The sequence below is a fragment of the Streptomyces sp. NPDC001828 genome, from assembly GCF_042892175.1.
GTDB lineage: Bacteria > Actinomycetota > Actinomycetes > Streptomycetales > Streptomycetaceae > Streptomyces.
The window spans coordinates 87,977-104,048 of record NZ_JBIATV010000001.1 but is presented as its reverse complement, the minus strand read 5'-3'; the positions used below and the strand labels follow the sequence as shown (position 1 = coordinate 104,048).

The following is a 16,072-nucleotide window of genomic DNA, read 5'->3' as shown; positions in this document are numbered from 1 at the left end:
GACGGGTGCGGCTACTTGACGGGGTCGGCCGGGCCGGCCGGGTTCGTGGTCTCGGTGAGGCCAGGGCCCGGCAGGCCCAGCTGCGAGGAGCCGACCGCCATCAGGACGGCGAGCAGCGCGGCCATGCCGGCGGTCGCGAACGCCGCTGTCCAGTGGACGTCGAGCAGATTCGTCGCGCCCGCCGTGAGCACGGCGGCGAGCGCCTGGGCGAAGGTGCGGATGGCACGCTCGGCGGTGGCCTTCCAGAAGGCAGCGGTGAACAACATCGCACGCTCGCTCTCTCACCGGCCTCGTCCCGGCCGGGGTCGTAAAAGTTGATGTGCTCCTGGCATACCGCGTAACGCGCCCCGCCGACAGGGCCTCACCGGCCTCTTTGTGATCACGGTCCCGGCCAGGGGTTCCCATCGCCCCGAGCCGTTCGGCTACCGCGCGGTAGGATCGCTCCGCCATGGAGATGAATGCCTCATACACCAGCTTTGCCGCGATCGGCGACTCCTTCACGGAGGGCATGTCCGACCGGCTTCCCGACGGGTCCTACCGCGGCTGGGCCGATGTGCTCGCCACCCGCCTCGCGGCCCGCGCCCCCGGCTTCCGCTACGCGAACCTGGCGGTGCGCGGCAAGCTCATCGGGCAGATCGTCGAAGAGCAGGTGGCCGCCGCGGCCGCCCTGCGCCCGGACGTCATCACCCTGGTGGGCGGCCTCAACGACACCCTGCGCCCCAAGTGCGACATGGGCCGGGTACGCAGACTCCTGACGGAGGCGGTCGAGCAGCTCGCCCCGTCCTGCAAGCAGCTGGTGCTGATGCGCAGCCCGGGGCGCAACGGCCCGGTACTCGACCGCTTCCGGCCGCGCATGGAGGAGCTCTTCACGCACGTCGACGAACTCGCCGAACGGCATGGCGCGTTGGTGGTCGACCTCTACGGCGCTCCGGCGCTCGCCGAGCAGCACATGTGGGACTTCGACCGGCTGCATCTGACGGCGGAGGGGCACCGCAGGGTGGCCGAGGCCGTCTGGCAGACGCTGGGCCTGGACGCCGAGGACGACTGGCGCTCGCCGCTGGCGCCCCCCGCCCGCCCCGGCTGGGCCGCGAGCCGCACCGCCGACCTGCGCTTCGCCCGGCAGCACCTGGGGCCGTGGATAGGGCGCCGGCTGACCGGCCGCTCCACCGGCGACGGCCGCCACGGCGCGCACTACAGCGTCGCCGAGGGCCGGGCGTTCTGGGTCACTCCGCCGGAAGGGAAGCCGGTGGGACCGGTGTCGGAGTGGGTGCGGGTCGAGGACTGAGGGCGCCCGCCCAGGTCCGGTCCCGCCGCCAACTCGCGCTTACGACAAGGACACTGACGGGTCCTCAGGAACCCGGGCGCCGACGAACCGCGCGTCGCGGCGGACGCGGAAGCCGAGGGACTCGTACAGCCTGATGGCGCCGGTGTTGGCGGCCGCGGTGTGCAGGAAGGGGGTCTCGTCCCGCTCCCTGATCCCGGCGGCGACCGCGCGGATCAGGCGGGTGCCCAGGCCCTGGCCGCGGAAGTCCTCGTCCGTGCAGACCGCGCTGATCTCGGTCCAGCCCGGCGGGTGCAGCCGCTCCCCCGCCATCGCGATCAGCCGGCCCTCGCGGCGGATGCCGAGATAGGTGCCGAGCTCCACGGTGCGGGCCAGGAACGGGCCGGGCCGGGTGCGCTCCACGAGGGCGAGCATCTCGGGCACGTCGGCCGCGCCGAGCGGCACCGCCTCCTCGTCGTGGCGTGCGTCGAGGGACTCGTCGACGAGCTGAACCCCCGGCACGTCGAAGGTGATCTCCCAGCTCTCGGGCAGCGTGGCCCGCACCCCGGGCAGCGCCACCTCGGCGCCGGGCCCGACGAGGGCCGCGAGGTCCGCCCAGTCGGCGGCGTCCGGTTCCACGGGCAGTCCGAGCCAGGGCGAGACGTCGGTCTCGTAGCGCAGGACCCGGCCGCGCCCCTCGGCGAACCGCGCGTGCGGGCCGGCCAGCGCGGCGTAGGCGGGGTTGTCCAGGGGATGCGCCGGGATCTCGGTGCGGACGGACGCGTGGGACATGTTCTCCTCGCTCGGTGTTCGGGATGGGGCGGCCGGGGCTGCGCGTACCGCTCCGTGCGCGCCCCTAAGGGAAAGTTCCGGCTTCGCTCGCGCATTCCCGCGAGGCCGGATTGTTCACGCGGCCGACATGGCCCCGCGTGTTCGCCGAGTGATCGTTCTTGGCATGCTGTGCACATGTCGTCCTCCTCGCTCTCCGACCTCGTCGACGAACTCCTCGCCGTATCCGGCCCGCTGCCGATCGTCTCCGCCGGCGCCCCGGTCCTGCGGCGGCCCACCGAGCCGCTGGACGGACGCCTCGACGGCAAGCGCCTCGGCCGGCTGATCGAGGCCATGCGCGAGACGATGCTCGCCGCCCCGGGCGTGGGCCTCGCCGCACCGCAGGTGGGTCTGCCCCTGCGGCTCGCCGTCATCGAGGACGCGGCGGAGGTCTCGGAGGAGATCCGCGAGGTCAGGGGGCGTGTGCCACAGCCGTTCCGGGTCCTGGTCGATCCGTCGTACGAGCCCGTGGGGACCGGCCGGGCCGCGTTCTTCGAAGGCTGCCTGAGCGTGCCGGGCTGGGGCGCGGTCGTGGCCCGGCACGAGGCCGTTCGCCTGCGCGGGCTCGACGAGCGGGGCCGCCCGGTGGACGAGGTGTTCACGGGCTGGCCGGCCCGCATCGTCCAGCACGAGACGGACCACCTCGACGGCGTGCTGTACCTGGACCGCGCGGAGTTGCGCTCGCTGTCGTCGCGGGAGGCCATGGCCGGGCTATGGACCCAGCCCACCCCGGCCGCCGCGGCCGAGGCCCTCGGCTTCGAACTGGACAGCGGCCCCGAGGCGTGAGCCCCCGCGTCACCGGGAGCCGACCGCCCGTCGCGCTCCGTACGCCGCCCGCCCTCTCGTAGCAAGGCACAAACCGGGGTGGGGCGCTGGCCTGCAGAAATCGCCAGTAGACTCTGGACACGTGACTGCTGTGTCTGCGAAGCCTCGCATCCCGAACGTCCTGGCCGGCCGCTACGCCTCCGCGGAGCTCGCCGTCCTCTGGTCCCCCGAGCAGAAGGTCAAGCTGGAGCGCCAGCTGTGGCTCGCCGTGCTGCGCGCCCAGAAGGACCTGGGGATCGAGGTGCCCGAGGCAGCGCTCGCCGACTACGAGCGCGTCGTCGACCAGGTCGACCTCGCCTCCATCGCCGAGCGCGAGAAGGTCACCCGGCACGATGTGAAGGCCCGCATCGAGGAGTTCAACGCGCTGGCCGGCCACGAGCAGGTCCACAAGGGCATGACCTCGCGCGACCTGACCGAGAACGTCGAGCAGCTCCAGATCCGCCTCTCCCTCGAACTGATGCGGGACCGCACGGTGGCGGTCCTCGCCCGTCTGGGCAAGCTGTCCGGCGAGTACGCCGAGCTGGTCATGGCCGGGCGCTCGCACAACGTGGCCGCGCAGGCCACCACCCTCGGCAAGCGTTTCGCGACCGCCGCCGACGAGCTGCTCGTGGCCTACGGCCGCCTCGAGGACCTGCTCGCCCGCTACCCGCTGCGCGGGATCAAGGGCCCGGTCGGCACCGCCCAGGACATGCTGGACCTCCTCGGCGGCGACGCCTCGAAGCTGGCCGATCTGGAGCAGCGCATCGCGGGCCACCTCGGCTTCGCCCACGCGTTCACCTCCGTCGGGCAGGTCTACCCGCGCTCCCTCGACTACGACGTGGTCACCGCCCTGGTGCAACTGGCCGCCGCGCCGTCCTCGGTCGCCAAGACGATCCGGCTGATGGCCGGGCACGAGCTGGTCACCGAGGGCTTCAAGCCCGGCCAGGTCGGCTCGTCCGCGATGCCGCACAAGATGAACACCCGCTCCTGCGAGCGCGTGAACGGCCTGATGGTGATCCTGCGCGGCTACGCCTCGATGACCGGCGAGCTCGCGGGCGACCAGTGGAACGAGGGCGACGTCTCCTGCTCGGTGGTCCGCCGGGTCGCCCTGCCCGACGCGTTCTTCGCCTTCGACGGTCTGCTCGAGACGTTCCTTACGGTGCTCGACGAGTTCGGCGCGTTCCCGGCCGTCGTCGCCCGTGAGCTGGACCGCTACCTGCCGTTCCTGGCGACGACGAAGGTCCTGATGGCCGCCGTCCGGGCCGGAGTCGGCCGGGAGGCCGCGCACGAGGTCATCAAGGAGCACGCCGTGGCCTCCGCCCTCGCCATGCGCGAGCAGGGTGCCGAGCGCAACGAGCTCCTCGACAAGCTGGCCGCCGACGAGCGCATGCCGCTCGACCGGGCCCAGCTGGACGCGCTGATGGCGGACAAGCTGTCCTTCACCGGCGCGGCCGGTGACCAGGTGGGCACCGTCGTCTCGCGCATCGAGGAGATCATCAAGCAGCACCCCGCGGCGGCCGGTTACACCCCGGGCTCGATCCTGTGAGCCTGCCCCCGTGCTGACTCCCGAGGAACTCCAGGCCGCTCGCGACACCGTCATCCCCGACGTGATCGCGGGCGGTCTGTCCGTACTGTTCTGCGGCATCAACCCGGGCCTGATGTCGGGTGCCACCGGCCACCACTTCGCCCGCCCCGGCAACCGCTTCTGGCCGGTACTGCATATGTCCGGCTTCACACCACGGCAGTTGAAGCCCGCCGAGCAGGACGAACTCCTCTCCTACGGCCTCGGCATCACCAATGTGGTGGCCCGGGCCACCGCGCGGGCGGACGAGATCGACGCCGATGAGTTCCGCGAGGGCGGCCGGCTCCTGACGGCCAAGGTCGAGCGGTTGCGCCCCCGGTGGCTGGCCGTCGTCGGAGTGACCGCGTACCGCACCGCCTTCGGCGACCGCAAGGCCCGGATCGGCCCGCAGGAGCACATGATCGGCGCGACCAGAGTGTGGGCGCTGCCCAATCCCAGCGGGCTCAACGCTCATTGGACCGCCCAGACCATGGCCGAGGAGTACGCACGGCTGCGCCTCGCGGCGGAAGCCGGCCTCGACTAGCGGCTGCCCGGCACATCCTGCCGCCGCCGGGGCGCCCGGACCCTGCCGAGCCGGTGGACCCTTGCGGGGGCCGGTGAACCCTTGCCGGGGCGAACGGGAGAGGGCCGTGAACTCCCCTGCCGTGCCCGTGAGTTGAGGCCGAGCGAGCACTACGGCGGGTCCACCTCCGTCACCGCTACGCTCAGGTCCCAGCCCGGGCCCTCCGCCTCCAGATCGAGTCCTATCGCGATCCAGCGGCCGTCCAGCCGCCACAGGTGCAGGAAGTCGAACCCCACGGCGAACTCGGCCCAGGGCTCCGGTATCGCCTCGCCCGCGACCAGGCGGGCCTGAGCGCTCCAGAGGCTGATCCACTGCGGCTCCTCCCAGCGTCGGGTGAGCTCCGCCACCAGGGCGTCATGGTCGGCTACGCACTGGGCCCGCTTCTCCAGGCGTTCCGTCAGGTCCTCCCATTCCTCCTCGTCGGCGCTCAGGCACGAGCAGTGGTATCCCGGCCCGCTCACATCCGAGCCGCTTCGGCTGCGCTCCGCGGGAAAGTCCCGGGAGCGCAACCAGTCGATGTGCTGGAGATACAGAGCGGTGGTCATGCCGTCAGTAAAGCGCCAGGCACTGACAATTGGCGCGCCGTCAGGCTCGGCGGCGATGCCATTCGGTCAGGCGTCGCGCCGGCGCAGCGCCCACCAGCCGGCCCCCACCGCCAGCGCCGTCCACGCCACCAGGACCGCCATCCCGCTCCACGGCCCGAGTGCCCCGGAGGGGTGCTGGAGCAGAATCCGCTGTCCGGCCCGGTCGGGCAGGAAGTCGGCCGCTCCGCCTCCCTGCGACACGTCTCCCACCACGAACGAGACGATGAGGAACAGCGGCACGAGCACGCTGAGGGCGCCGGTGACACTGCGCAGCGCGGCGGCGACTCCGGCTGCCAGCAGGCTGATCAGGGCCAGGTAGAGGGCACAGCCGATGATCGCGCGCAGCGCGCCCGGATCGGCGATGCCTATGCCGAAGCCCCGATCCATCAGGGCCTGGCCGCCCAGGAAGCTGATCAAGCTGGCCACCAGGCCGACCACGAGAACAGAGCCGCCGACCGTCGCGAGCTTGGCCGCGTAGAACCGCGTTCTGTCGGGCACGGCCGCCAGGGATATCCGGATCCCGGCGTTCTTGTATTCCCCCGCCATCGCGATGACGCCGAAGATGATCGCGGCCAACTGGCCGAAGCTCAGGCCGTAGTAGGAGAACAGCACCGGATCGAAGTCCGTGCTGTCGGGCACCGGGCGGCCGAGCGTGCCGCAGAGGAGGAGGGACAGGCCCGCCGTCACCAGGAGGACCGCCAGCAGGGAGCCGACCAGGGAGCGCAGCGAGCGTATTTTGATCCACTCGGTGTGAAGGGCCGCGGAGAATGACATGGTTCAGGCCTCCTGGTTCAGGGGCGCGGGGACGGAGGTGTACTCCGCCTCGCCGGCGGTCAGATCGAGGTAGGCCTGCTCCAACGTGGCCTCCTCCTGGGCGAGTTCGAGGATCGGGATGCCCTCGCGGGCGGCGATCGGGCCGATGTCCTCGACCCGTGCGCCGTCCACCTCCCAGAGCCCGTCCTCCCTCTGGATCGGGGCGAAGCCCGTGCCGAGCAGGAGGGTCCGCAGCCGGCCGGCCTCGGTGGTGCGCAGCCGGACCTTGGGCCGGATCCGGGAGTCGATGAAGTCGCGCATCGGGGTGTCGGCGAGGAGCCGGCCACGACCGAGGACGACCAGGTGGTCGGCGAACGACGCGGTCTCGTTCATGAGATGGCTGGAGACGAGCACCGCCCTGCCCTCGCGGGCCAGGGAGCGCATCAACTCCCTTGTCCAGATGATCCCTTCGGGGTCCAGGCCGTTGGACGGCTCGTCCAGGATCACGACCGCCGGGTCACCGAGCAGGGCGGCCGCTATGCCGAGCCGCTGCCGCATCCCGAGGGAGAACGTCTTGATCCTGCGGCCCGCGACCGCCGCGAGCCCCGCTTCCTCAAGGACCTCGGCCACGCGGCCCGCCGGTATGCGGTTGCTCGCGGCGAGGGCCTGTAGATGGGCTCGGGCCGTGCGGGAGCCGTGCGCCGCCTGGGCGTCGAGGAGGGCGCCCACTTCACGCAGCGGCTCCGCCAGGTCCGCGTACCGGCGGCCGCCGATCAGGGCGGAGCCGGACGTCGGCCGGTCGAGGCCGAGCAGAATGCGCATCGTGGTGGACTTGCCCGCCCCGTTGGGGCCGAGGAAGCCGGTCACCCGGCCCGGCTCGACCGCGAAGGTGAGCCCGTCCAGCGCTCGGGTGCTGCCGTACTCCTTGCGGAGGTCTTGGACGTCGATCCGTGTCATGCCCCAAGCGTGGCCGTTCACGCAGGTCAGACGCCTCCCCCGGCAGAGGGGAGCTTCTCCCCCGCGCGGGGGAGCCGCCTGGATCATCGCGCTGGGACGATGGGCGAATGCACCGCACACTTCGCCCGCTGGCCCGTCCGGTCACCTACACACGATGGCTGCATCTGCTCATCCCCGTCGCGTTCGTGGCCATCTGGCTGTTCATCGACATGGATCACCCGTGGGTGGTCGGGCTGCTCGTCGTGCCGCTCGGGCTGATACCGGCGGTGCGGCTCGAAGAAGGCACACAGGCCCAGCTGCTGCTCACGCCCGGCGAGCGCGGCAGGCCCGACGCGTCGATCGCGGTCACGCCCTCGACCACCTGGCGCGACCGCTGGCGGACCGTGCTGTGGCTGGAGGCGCGGCTCGCGCTTTCGGCGGTGGCGATCGCGGGGACGATCTGGCTTCCGTCGGTGTCCGTGGACCTCGTCGCGCGGGGCTTCGGCGGCCGGCCGGTCGTCTTCGGGTGGCTGGCGCCCTGGCTGCCGCCCAGCGCCTGGCTCATACCCCTGGCGCTGGTGCCGCTCGCGGTCATGCTGGCGTGCCTGGTGCTGGCCGGAAAGCTCATCACCGTCATCGCCCGCACGTTGCTCGCGCCCTCGGCGACCGAGCGGCTCACCGCGCTGGAGGAGCGGACCGAGCTGCTTCTTGAGCGCAACCGCATCGCCCGCGAGATCCACGACTCCATCGGCCACGCGCTGACCGTCGCCGTGGTGCAGGCGGGTGCCGCGCGCGCCGCCGGGGACCCGGCGTTCACCGACCGGGCCCTCGCGGCGATCGAGGAGACCGGCCGGGCCGCGCTTGAGGACCTGGAGCGGGTGCTGCTCGTGCTGCGCGAGACGACCCTTCCGGCCAGCCAGCGTCCGACGCTCCTGGAGGCCGATCGGCTCATCGAGTCGGCCCGCGGCTCCGGTGCCGAGGTCGCCTCGGAGTTCTCCGGGCCCCTGGAGCTGGTCCCCGGTCCGGTGTCGCGGGAGGGGTACCGCATCCTCCAGGAAGCGCTCACCAATGTGCTGCGGCACTCGGGGCCGGTGCCCGTGCGGATCCGAATGGCCGTGCTGGGCAACCGACTTGAGATGGACGTGACCAATCCGCTGACCGGAGCGGCACCCGGCGGAAAGGGCGGCAGCGGTCTGCGCGGGATGCGGGAGCGGGCCGCGCTGCTCGGAGGGGAGGCGGAGACGGGGCCGTACGAAGGTGAGTGGCGGGTGCGGGTGCGGCTGCCGCTCGACACTCTGATCTGACGCGGACCCGACCACCCCGATACCGGCCCCGGCTCGGCTCCCCGGCGGGCGTTGTCCACAGGCCGTCCGGCTGCCTGCGGGCCTGCCACTAGGCTGGCCGGATGCCGGTAACCGTACTTCTGGTCGACGACGAACCCCTGGTCCGCGCGGGTCTGCGGGCCGTGCTCGAGGCGCAGCCCGACATCGAGGTGGTGGGTGAGGCGGCCGACGGCGCGGCGGTGATCCCGCTGGTGCGGCAACTGCGGCCGGACGTGGTCGCGATGGATGTGCGGATGCCGCTCCTGGACGGCATAGAGGCGACCCGGGCGGTACTGCGCACGGTCGAGGATCCGCCGAAGATCCTGGTCGTGACGACCTTCGAGAACGACGAGTACGTGTACGAGGCGCTGCGTGCCGGGGCCGACGGCTTTCTGCTCAAGCGCGCCCGGCCCGCCGAGATCGTCAACGCGGTCCGGCTGGTCGCGGAGGGCGACTCACTGCTGTTTCCGGCCGCGGTGCGGGCGCTCGCCTCCGAGTACGGCAACGGTGCCGCGCGCACCGCCCTGGCCGAGGTAGCACTCACCGAGCGGGAGGCCGCGGTGCTCCGCTTGATGGCGCGCGGGCTTTCCAACGCGGAGATCGCCGGCCAGTTGATCGTCGGCACGGAGACCGTGAAGACCCATGTCAGCGCGGTGCTCGCGAAGTTGGGCGCCCGGGACCGCACCCAGGCGGTCATCGCCGCGTACGAGTCCGGTTTCGTGGCTCCGAGCTGATGCGCCTCCGTTACCGGCCGCCGCTCGCCGTACACCTGACCAGCGAGTACGATCCGGCAGACACGCGCACGAGCTGGGAGGACACACGTTGGGGCGGCTGACCGGCGGGGACCCCTCTCTGCTGCGGAGGATCAACTCCGCGGTGGTGTTGCACGCCCTCAGGGGCGCGGAATCTCCCACACTGACCGATCTGACCCGGATCACCGGTCTGTCCCGGCCCACGGTCGAAGGCGTGGTCGACGGCCTGATGGAGGCGGGGCTCGTCGTCGAGTCCGCGCCCGAGGAGGGCGAGGCCCGGCGTCAGGGGCGGCCCGCGCGGCGCTTCCGGTTCCGTGCCGAGGCGGGGCATCTGCTCGGCATAGAGATCGGCCCGCACCGGGTGGCCGCGCTGCTCTCGGGGCTCGACGGCCGGATCTTCGGCGCGGGCTCCCGTGAGGTGCCCGAGACCGCTTCGGCCGACGAGCGCCTGGAGCGGGTCCGGATGACCGTCGCCGATGTGCTGCGCCGGGCCGGAGTGGCGCGAAGTTCGCTGCGGGCGGTCGGGGTCGGCAGTCCCGGGATCGTCGAGGCCGACGGCACCGTACGGCTGGGCACCGCGTTGCCCGAGTGGACGGGGCTGCCGCTGGGCGAGCGGCTGCGGCGGTCCTTCCGTTGCCCGGTCCTGGTCGAGAACGACGCGAACGCGGCGGCGGTGGCCGAGCACTGGAAGGGCGCGGCGGCCGATTCCGACGACATCGTCTTCGTCATGGCAGGCCTGAGCCCGGGGGCGGGTTCGCTGATCGGCGGCCGACTGCACCGCGGCTTCGGCGGCGCGGCGGGCGAGATCGGCGCGCTGCATCTGCTCGGCCGCGACGTCACCCCGGAGAGGCTGCTCTCGACGACGGGCGAGCCGCTGCACCCGCTGGACGAGCAGGCCGTCGCCGATGTGTTCGCGCTGGCCCGGCAGGGCGACGAGCGGGCGCAGGCCGCGGTGGAGCGGTTCCTTCAGCGCCTGGTCCACGATGTGGCCGCGCTGGTGCTGGCCCTCGATCCGGAGCTCGTCGTCGTGGGCGGCTGGGCGGCCGGGATCGACGGCGTACTGGAGCCGCTGCGCAGGGAGTTGGCCCGTTACTGCCTGCGGCCGCCCCGCGTGGTCCAGTCCATGCTGGGCGAGGCGGTCGTGGCGACGGGAGCGCTGCGGCTCGCCCTGGACCACGTGGAGGAAGAGCTGTTCGCCGTCGAGGGCACGGTGACCGCCCGGCGCTGAGGCGCCCCGCACCCGGGGCGCCCGCACAGCACGACGGCCCGCGGCTCCACCAGGAGCCGCGGGCCTACGGTTTCGGGGCCGGGGTGTCCGGTCAGGAGGCCCGGCGCTGCTGGCCGGGGTGGCTGATCTCCACGTCGCCCGAGTCGCCGAAGGTGAGGCGGCAGGTGTCGGCGCGGTAGGTGGCGACGGAGACGGCCATGGTGCGGCCCTCGGCGAAGTACCGGGTGGTCACGACGAGGACGGGGGCGCCGGGAAGCCGGTCCAGTTCCTTGGCGTCATCGGCGCGGGCCGAGCCCAACTCGACGGCCCGGTCCTGGCCTTCGAGGTCAAGGCGCTGGAGTTCGCGCAGTACGGCGCGGCCTCGGGCCGGGCTCGGGGGCACGTCGATAGCGGAGAGCTCGGGCACCGAGGCGGCCGGTACGTACAGGAGCTCGGCGGCGACGGCCTGGCCGTGGGCGACCCGGGTCCGGCGGACGATGTGCATCTCCTCGCCGCCGGCGGCATCGAAGAGGCTCCGCACCGCGGTGGGCGGCACGGCGGTCGTCGCGTCGGCGGTCTGCCAGTCGTCGCCGGGCGCACCGGGCCAGTCGTGCTGTGCGGTGGAGACCGAGACGGCCGTACGCGGCGGGGCGACCGTGGTGCCGACGCCCCGGCGGCGCTGGAGCCTGCCTTCGAGTTCGAGTTGCTCCAGGGCCTGGCGGAGCGTGGCGCGTGCGACGCCGAACCGGGCCGCGAGATCACGCTCGTTGGGCAGGATCTCACCCACCGCGAAGTCCGAGTCGAGCGCCTCGCTGAGTACCGTCTTGAGGTGCCAGTACTTCGGTTCCGGCACCGATTCCAGCTGCGTGGTCCCCACCCTGATCCTCCGCAATCGCCGTGTCCGCGGCGGCTTTCCGTGCCCTTGTTTATTAAAGGTTCCTGCACTAACTCTGCGACCATAGGGCGGCCCAACCCCTTGGTCAAGACCAATCCTCGTTCCGTTACGGAGCGCACACGAGAGTTGCCACAGGGTGTTCACACGACGTTCGCGCCGCCGTGCGGGCCGCGCGACAAAGGGCCCACTTCGGAAACTTCCGCGGTCCGGGCCGCGAACGGGAAAACCCGCCGGGCCGTCCCGCCGTCCGGTATGTCTCTTGAACTCCAAGCTACCGAGCGGTAGTTGTTGCTGACAGGACGTCTAATCGCGGATCGCAGGACAGGGAGCAGCCCCATGACCGCAGAGGTCTCGTTCACCATCGACACTCCCCTGGGGAGCCGCTCCACCTCGGTGGCCTATCGGCGCGAGGGCAGCGGCGAGCCGTTGCTGCTGCTCCACGGCATCGGCCATCACCACCAGGCCTGGGACCCGGTCTTCGAGCTGCTGACCGCCGACCGCGATGTGATCGCGATCGATCTGCCGGGCTTCGGCACCTCCCCCGCGCTGCCGGACGGCGTCTCCTACGGTCTGTCCACCGTCGTGCCGGTCCTCGCCGCGCTGTGCGAGGCCCTGGACATCGACCGGCCGCATGTCGCGGGCAATTCGCTGGGCGGTCTGCTCGCCCTGGAGCTGGGGCGCGAGAAGCTCGTACGCTCCGTTACGGCCCTGTCGCCCGCGGGTTTCTGGACGCCGTCCGAGCGGCAGTACGCGTTCTCCGTGCTGCGCACCATGCGGCAGGTGGCGAAGGCGCTGCCGCTCCCGGTCATCGAGCGGATGTCCCGCACGGCCGCCGGGCGCACCGCGCTGACCAGCACGATCTATGCCCGGCCGGCCCGGCGCTCCCCGGCGGCCGTGGTGGCCGAGACGCTGGCCCTGCGCAACGCGCCCGGCTTCCGGCAGACCCTGGCCGCCGGGCAGGGCGTCCAGTTCACGGACGATGTGCCCGGCGTGCCCGTGACCGTCGCCTGGGGCAGCAAGGACCGGCTGCTGCTGCGCCGCCAGGGCGTGCGTGCCAAGCTCACCGTCCCGGGCGCCCGGCTCGTACGCCTGCCGGGCTGCGGCCATGTGCCGATGAACGACGACCCGGCCCTGGTCGCCCGCGTCATCCTCGACGGAAGCCGCCCGGTCGGCGCGGGACCGGTCCGTCCGACGATCCAGCTCGCCTGATCGAGAGCGCTCCCGGCCCGGCCCCCGGGGGTCCGGGCCGGTTGTTCACCCGGTGTTCGCACCCGCGCCGCAGGCGCCCACTAGGCATGGCAGGGCAGCCAGCGACCACCCTCCCCAGGAGGCGACACCGATGCCCAACCGCCGTTCCGTACTGAAGGGTTCCCTCGCCGCCTCGGCGGGTCTCGCCCTGCCCACCGGGCTCGCCGCCGCGCCCGCGTTCGCCCGCTCCGGCCGCCCGAGCGCCTCCTGGGGCGTGCAGGCCGGCGACATCACGGGCTCGTCCGGGCTGATCTGGACGCGCTCGGACCGGCCGGCCCGGATGGTCGTGGAGACGTCCGCGACCGAGTCCTTCCGGCGCGCCCGCAGATGGCGGGGCCCACTGCTCGGCACGGGTACGGACTTCACCGGCACGACCGCGCTGCACGGGCTGCCGGCCGGCGAGCAGATCCACTACCGGGTCACCCTGTCCGACCCCGACGACCCGGACCGCACGAGCCGCCCGGTCACCGGCACCTTCCGCACCGCGCCCGACGGCCGGCGCGACGACGTGCGCTTCCTGTGGTCCGGGGACATCGCGGGGCAGGGCTGGGGCATCAACCCGGATCTGGGCGGCTACCGCGTCTACGACGAGATGCGGCGCCTGGACCCCGACTTCTTCCTGAGCAGCGGCGACAACATCTATGCCGACGGCGTGATCCTGCCGAGCGTCACGCTGCCGGACGGCCGGATCTGGCGCAATGTCACCACCGAGGAGAAGTCGAAGGTGGCCGAGACCCTCGCCGAGTACCGGGGGAACTTCCGCTACAACCTCCTCGACGAGAACGTCCGCGCCTTCAACGCCCAGGTGCCGTCCATCGTGCAGTGGGACGACCACGAGGTACGCAACAACTGGTACCCCGGGCAGATCCTGGACGACGTCCGCTACACCGAGAAGAACATCGACGTCCTCGCGGCCCGTTCGCGGCGGGCGTTCAGCGAGTACTTCCCGATCTCGACGCTCGGCACCGGTGACCGCGCGGGCCGGGTGCAGCGGGTGCTGCGGCACGGTCCGCTCCTGGACGTGTTCGTGCTCGACATGCGGACGTACCGCGACGCCAACTCCCCCGACCGGCAGCCCGACGACCGGGTCGGGATCCTTGGAGCCGAGCAACTCCAGTGGCTGAAGCGGGAGTTGGCGCGCTCGCGCGCGGTGTGGAAGGTCATCGCCGCCGACATGCCGCTCGGCATCGTCGTGGCGGACGGCGCCACCGACTTCGAGGCCGTCTCCCAGGGCGACCCGGGAGCCCCGCTCGGGCGGGAGCTGCAGATCGCGGAACTGCTGCGGTTCATCAAGCACCGCCGGATCACGGGCACGCTGTGGCTGACGGCGGACGTGCACTACACGGCCGCCACGCACTACGAGCCCGAGCGCGCGGCGTTCCAGGACTTCGCGCCCTTCTGGGAGTTCGTCTCGGGGCCGCTCGCCGCGGGCGGCTTCCCCGCGAACAGGCTGGACGGCACCTTCGGCCCGCGCCCGGTCTTCACGCACGCCCCGGCCGCGGCCAACGCCTCGCCCATGGAGACCCCGCCGAACTTCGGCGAGATCGAGATCGACGGGGCGTCGGGCGACCTCACCGTGCGGCTGAGGGCCCAGGGAGGTTCGGTACTCTTCACCCAGGTGCTGCGGCCGGGCCTCGTCGGCCAGTGAGGTCAACGGCCCGGGTGGGCAGGCCAGGAGGCGGAGGCGAACACTCCAGGCCACACCCCAGAGAAAACCGCCAAAAGAGCATCAGAAGCACACTTAACCCGTCAGTCACAAAACGTTCGTGATCACGCAACACCGCTGCGTCACAGTGATGCCATGACTGATATGCAAGGACAGATCTCCCCCAAGCCCGCCCGCCGCCACCACTGGCGGCGGGACCTCGTCGAACTGGCCGCGCTCTTCACGGCCGTGGCCGTCGCCGACGGACTCGCGAACCTGGTCGCGCACGGCCCCGACGGGCCCTTCATGCTGGGCGCTTCGGCCGTGGCACTCATCGCCACGGCCGCCTTCCACACCTGGTGGGCACGCCGCAACAGCCACTCACCCCCGCTTCCGGGCGCCGGCGATACGGGCGATACCGACGCCACGGCGGCCGACGGCGAGGGCGGGAGCGCGCCCCGCGAGACGGCGCTGTGGCGGATGCGGACGACCGTTCGGGACGCACCCGGCAGCCTCGCCGCGCTGTGCACCGTCCTCGCCGAGCAGCGCGTGGACATCCTCACGCTCCAGACCCACCCGCTCGCCGACGGCACCGTGGACGAGTTCCTGCTGCGCACCCCGGCCCAGCTGTCGGCCGCCGACCTGTCCCGGGCCGTCGCCGCGGCCGGCGGCGCCGACACCTGGACCGAGCGCGCCGACGCCCACGACCTGGTGGACGCGCCGACCCGGGTGCTCGGCCTCGCGACCAGGACCGCCCTGGATGCGGCCGAACTCCCGCTCGCGCTGCGCCAGTTGCTCGGGCGCTGCACCATCCACTCGCTGCCCGCGGTCTCCCTGACCGGCCGGGCCACCGGCGAGAGCGCCCCGGTCGAGGGCGTACTGGAGTCCACCGTCATGCGGCTGCGCGACCCCGGCGGCGGGGCCATCACCATCGAGCGGCCCCATCTGCCGTTCACCCCGACCGAGTTCGCCAGGGCTCGCGCGCTGGTCGAGCTGGACGCCCGGCTCGGCCCCCGCGTTCCGCGCGGCGAGGACGTCCTGACGCTGCCGGAGGGCAACGAGATCACCGTGCGGCGCGCCGCTCCGAGCGACCTCGAAGCGGCCAAGGCCATGCACGAGCGCTGCTCGGACCGCACCCTCGGCCTGCGCTACCACGGGCCGGTGGCCGACGCGGACCGCTATCTCGGGCATCTGCTCAGCCCGCGCTACGGCCGCACCCTGGCGGTGCAGACCGCCTCGGGGCGCCTGGTCGCGCTCGGGCATCTGCTGTGGGACGGCGACGAGACTGAGGTCGCCCTGCTCGTCGAGGACTCCTGGCAGCGCCGCGGCATCGGCGCCGAGCTGCTGCGCCGCCTCGTCGAGCTCGCCGTCGAGGCCCGCTGCGACAGCGTGTACGCCGTCACCCAGTCGTCCAACACCGCGATGGTCGCGGCGATGCGCGGGCTCGGGCTGCCCCTGGACTACCAGATCGAGGAGGGCACCCTGGTGGTCACGGCCCGCCTCGGCACGAGCACGCCGGTGGGCTCCGCCGCCCGGCACGGGCAGTTCGGGCAGGGCTGAGCCCCGCCCCGCGACGGCCCGCCGGGCCTTCGGCGCGACGTGGAAGTGCGGCCGGTCGCGGCCGGCCGCAACGCCACCCGGGAACTCCGGTCAGGTGTCCCGTCACGACAGGTGGTGACGCGGAGCCCTCCCT

16 protein-coding genes are annotated in these 16,072 nt (G+C 72.5%); 10 read left to right on the top strand and 6 right to left on the bottom strand.

Annotated elements, in window-relative coordinates:
• Window positions 1-11 precede the first annotated feature (11 nt).
• Entirely contained in the window at window positions 12-266 is a 255-nt protein-coding gene (locus ACFYZA_RS00495) for a holin (RefSeq protein ID WP_388485930.1), read from the bottom strand.
• Between the two features lie 182 nt (window positions 267-448).
• Between ACFYZA_RS00495 and ACFYZA_RS00490 the strand changes: the two genes are divergently transcribed.
• Entirely contained in the window at window positions 449-1,285 is an 837-nt protein-coding gene (locus ACFYZA_RS00490; RefSeq protein WP_388485928.1) for an SGNH/GDSL hydrolase family protein, read from the top strand.
• A gap of 39 nt (window positions 1,286-1,324) precedes the next feature.
• On the opposite strand, the gene ACFYZA_RS00485 is transcribed toward ACFYZA_RS00490, so the two are convergent.
• Window positions 1,325-2,053: a GNAT family N-acetyltransferase gene (locus ACFYZA_RS00485; RefSeq protein WP_388485926.1), complete on the bottom strand. Its 729-nt coding sequence runs from the start codon at window positions 2,051-2,053 to the stop codon at window positions 1,325-1,327.
• A gap of 174 nt (window positions 2,054-2,227) precedes the next feature.
• Here ACFYZA_RS00485 and ACFYZA_RS00480 point away from each other — a divergent pair, with 174 nt between their 5' ends.
• The 3 genes from ACFYZA_RS00480 to mug all read left to right on the top strand — a co-directional run bounded on the left by ACFYZA_RS00480 (window position 2,228) and on the right by mug (window position 4,998).
• Window positions 2,228-2,875, top strand: a complete 648-nt coding sequence (locus ACFYZA_RS00480) for a peptide deformylase (RefSeq protein ID WP_388485925.1) — start codon at window positions 2,228-2,230, stop codon at window positions 2,873-2,875.
• 121 nt (window positions 2,876-2,996) lie between these two features.
• Window positions 2,997-4,439, top strand: coding sequence for an adenylosuccinate lyase (gene purB, locus ACFYZA_RS00475; protein ID WP_382587321.1), 1,443 nt, complete (start codon window positions 2,997-2,999; stop codon window positions 4,437-4,439).
• A 13-nt stretch (window positions 4,440-4,452) separates the two neighbouring features.
• Window positions 4,453-4,998: a G/U mismatch-specific DNA glycosylase gene (gene mug, locus ACFYZA_RS00470; protein WP_388487936.1), complete on the top strand. Its 546-nt coding sequence runs from the start codon at window positions 4,453-4,455 to the stop codon at window positions 4,996-4,998.
• A gap of 149 nt (window positions 4,999-5,147) precedes the next feature.
• On the opposite strand, the gene ACFYZA_RS00465 is transcribed toward mug, so the two are convergent.
• The 3 genes from ACFYZA_RS00465 to ACFYZA_RS00455 all read right to left on the bottom strand — a co-directional run bounded on the left by ACFYZA_RS00465 (window position 5,148) and on the right by ACFYZA_RS00455 (window position 7,331).
• On the bottom strand, window positions 5,148-5,582 hold the full coding sequence (locus ACFYZA_RS00465; protein ID WP_382587318.1) for a hypothetical protein: 435 nt from the start codon (window positions 5,580-5,582) through the stop codon (window positions 5,148-5,150).
• Window positions 5,583-5,648: 66 nt separating this feature from the next.
• Window positions 5,649-6,395 (bottom strand): ABC transporter permease, encoded by a 747-nt coding sequence (locus tag ACFYZA_RS00460; RefSeq protein ID WP_388485922.1) that lies wholly within the window; start codon window positions 6,393-6,395, stop codon window positions 5,649-5,651.
• A 3-nt stretch (window positions 6,396-6,398) separates the two neighbouring features.
• Window positions 6,399-7,331: an ABC transporter ATP-binding protein gene (locus tag ACFYZA_RS00455; RefSeq protein WP_388485919.1), complete on the bottom strand. Its 933-nt coding sequence runs from the start codon at window positions 7,329-7,331 to the stop codon at window positions 6,399-6,401.
• A gap of 107 nt (window positions 7,332-7,438) precedes the next feature.
• Between ACFYZA_RS00455 and ACFYZA_RS00450 the strand changes: the two genes are divergently transcribed.
• The 3 genes from ACFYZA_RS00450 (at window position 7,439) to ACFYZA_RS00440 (ending at window position 10,612) form a co-directional block, all read left to right on the top strand.
• Window positions 7,439-8,614, top strand: a complete 1,176-nt coding sequence (locus ACFYZA_RS00450; RefSeq protein ID WP_388485916.1) for a sensor histidine kinase — start codon at window positions 7,439-7,441, stop codon at window positions 8,612-8,614.
• 101 nt (window positions 8,615-8,715) lie between these two features.
• Window positions 8,716-9,366, top strand: coding sequence for a response regulator (locus tag ACFYZA_RS00445; protein ID WP_388485913.1), 651 nt, complete (start codon window positions 8,716-8,718; stop codon window positions 9,364-9,366).
• Window positions 9,367-9,454: 88 nt separating this feature from the next.
• Window positions 9,455-10,612, top strand: a complete 1,158-nt coding sequence (locus ACFYZA_RS00440) for an ROK family transcriptional regulator (RefSeq protein WP_382587304.1) — start codon at window positions 9,455-9,457, stop codon at window positions 10,610-10,612.
• A 91-nt stretch (window positions 10,613-10,703) separates the two neighbouring features.
• Here the strand turns inward: ACFYZA_RS00440 and ACFYZA_RS00435 are convergent, their stop codons facing one another.
• Window positions 10,704-11,468, bottom strand: coding sequence for a GntR family transcriptional regulator (locus ACFYZA_RS00435; RefSeq protein WP_382587301.1), 765 nt, complete (start codon window positions 11,466-11,468; stop codon window positions 10,704-10,706).
• Between the two features lie 354 nt (window positions 11,469-11,822).
• Here ACFYZA_RS00435 and ACFYZA_RS00430 point away from each other — a divergent pair, with 354 nt between their 5' ends.
• From ACFYZA_RS00430 to ACFYZA_RS00420, 3 genes are all read left to right on the top strand, one after another.
• Window positions 11,823-12,695 (top strand): alpha/beta fold hydrolase, encoded by an 873-nt coding sequence (locus ACFYZA_RS00430; RefSeq protein WP_382587298.1) that lies wholly within the window; start codon window positions 11,823-11,825, stop codon window positions 12,693-12,695.
• A 130-nt stretch (window positions 12,696-12,825) separates the two neighbouring features.
• Entirely contained in the window at window positions 12,826-14,382 is a 1,557-nt protein-coding gene (locus tag ACFYZA_RS00425; RefSeq protein ID WP_388485911.1) for an alkaline phosphatase D family protein, read from the top strand.
• 153 nt (window positions 14,383-14,535) lie between these two features.
• Window positions 14,536-15,939, top strand: coding sequence for a GNAT family N-acetyltransferase (locus ACFYZA_RS00420; RefSeq protein ID WP_382587291.1), 1,404 nt, complete (start codon window positions 14,536-14,538; stop codon window positions 15,937-15,939).
• Window positions 15,940-16,072 lie beyond the last annotated feature (133 nt).

Coding starts and splice junctions, on each gene's coding strand:
- ACFYZA_RS00490 (WP_388485928.1), top strand. CDS start 449: ATGGAGATGAATGCCTCATACACCAGCTTTGCCGCGATCGGCGACTCC.
- ACFYZA_RS00465 (WP_382587318.1), bottom strand. CDS start 5,582: ATGACCACCGCTCTGTATCTCCAGCACATCGACTGGTTGCGCTCCCGG.
- ACFYZA_RS00460 (WP_388485922.1), bottom strand. CDS start 6,395: ATGTCATTCTCCGCGGCCCTTCACACCGAGTGGATCAAAATACGCTCG.
- ACFYZA_RS00430 (WP_382587298.1), top strand. CDS start 11,823: ATGACCGCAGAGGTCTCGTTCACCATCGACACTCCCCTGGGGAGCCGC.
- ACFYZA_RS00495 (WP_388485930.1), bottom strand. CDS start 266: ATGTTGTTCACCGCTGCCTTCTGGAAGGCCACCGCCGAGCGTGCCATC.
- ACFYZA_RS00450 (WP_388485916.1), top strand. CDS start 7,439: ATGCACCGCACACTTCGCCCGCTGGCCCGTCCGGTCACCTACACACGA.
- ACFYZA_RS00480 (WP_388485925.1), top strand. CDS start 2,228: ATGTCGTCCTCCTCGCTCTCCGACCTCGTCGACGAACTCCTCGCCGTA.
- ACFYZA_RS00425 (WP_388485911.1), top strand. CDS start 12,826: ATGCCCAACCGCCGTTCCGTACTGAAGGGTTCCCTCGCCGCCTCGGCG.
- ACFYZA_RS00420 (WP_382587291.1), top strand. CDS start 14,536: ATGACTGATATGCAAGGACAGATCTCCCCCAAGCCCGCCCGCCGCCAC.
- ACFYZA_RS00445 (WP_388485913.1), top strand. CDS start 8,716: ATGCCGGTAACCGTACTTCTGGTCGACGACGAACCCCTGGTCCGCGCG.
- ACFYZA_RS00485 (WP_388485926.1), bottom strand. CDS start 2,053: ATGTCCCACGCGTCCGTCCGCACCGAGATCCCGGCGCATCCCCTGGAC.
- ACFYZA_RS00455 (WP_388485919.1), bottom strand. CDS start 7,331: ATGACACGGATCGACGTCCAAGACCTCCGCAAGGAGTACGGCAGCACC.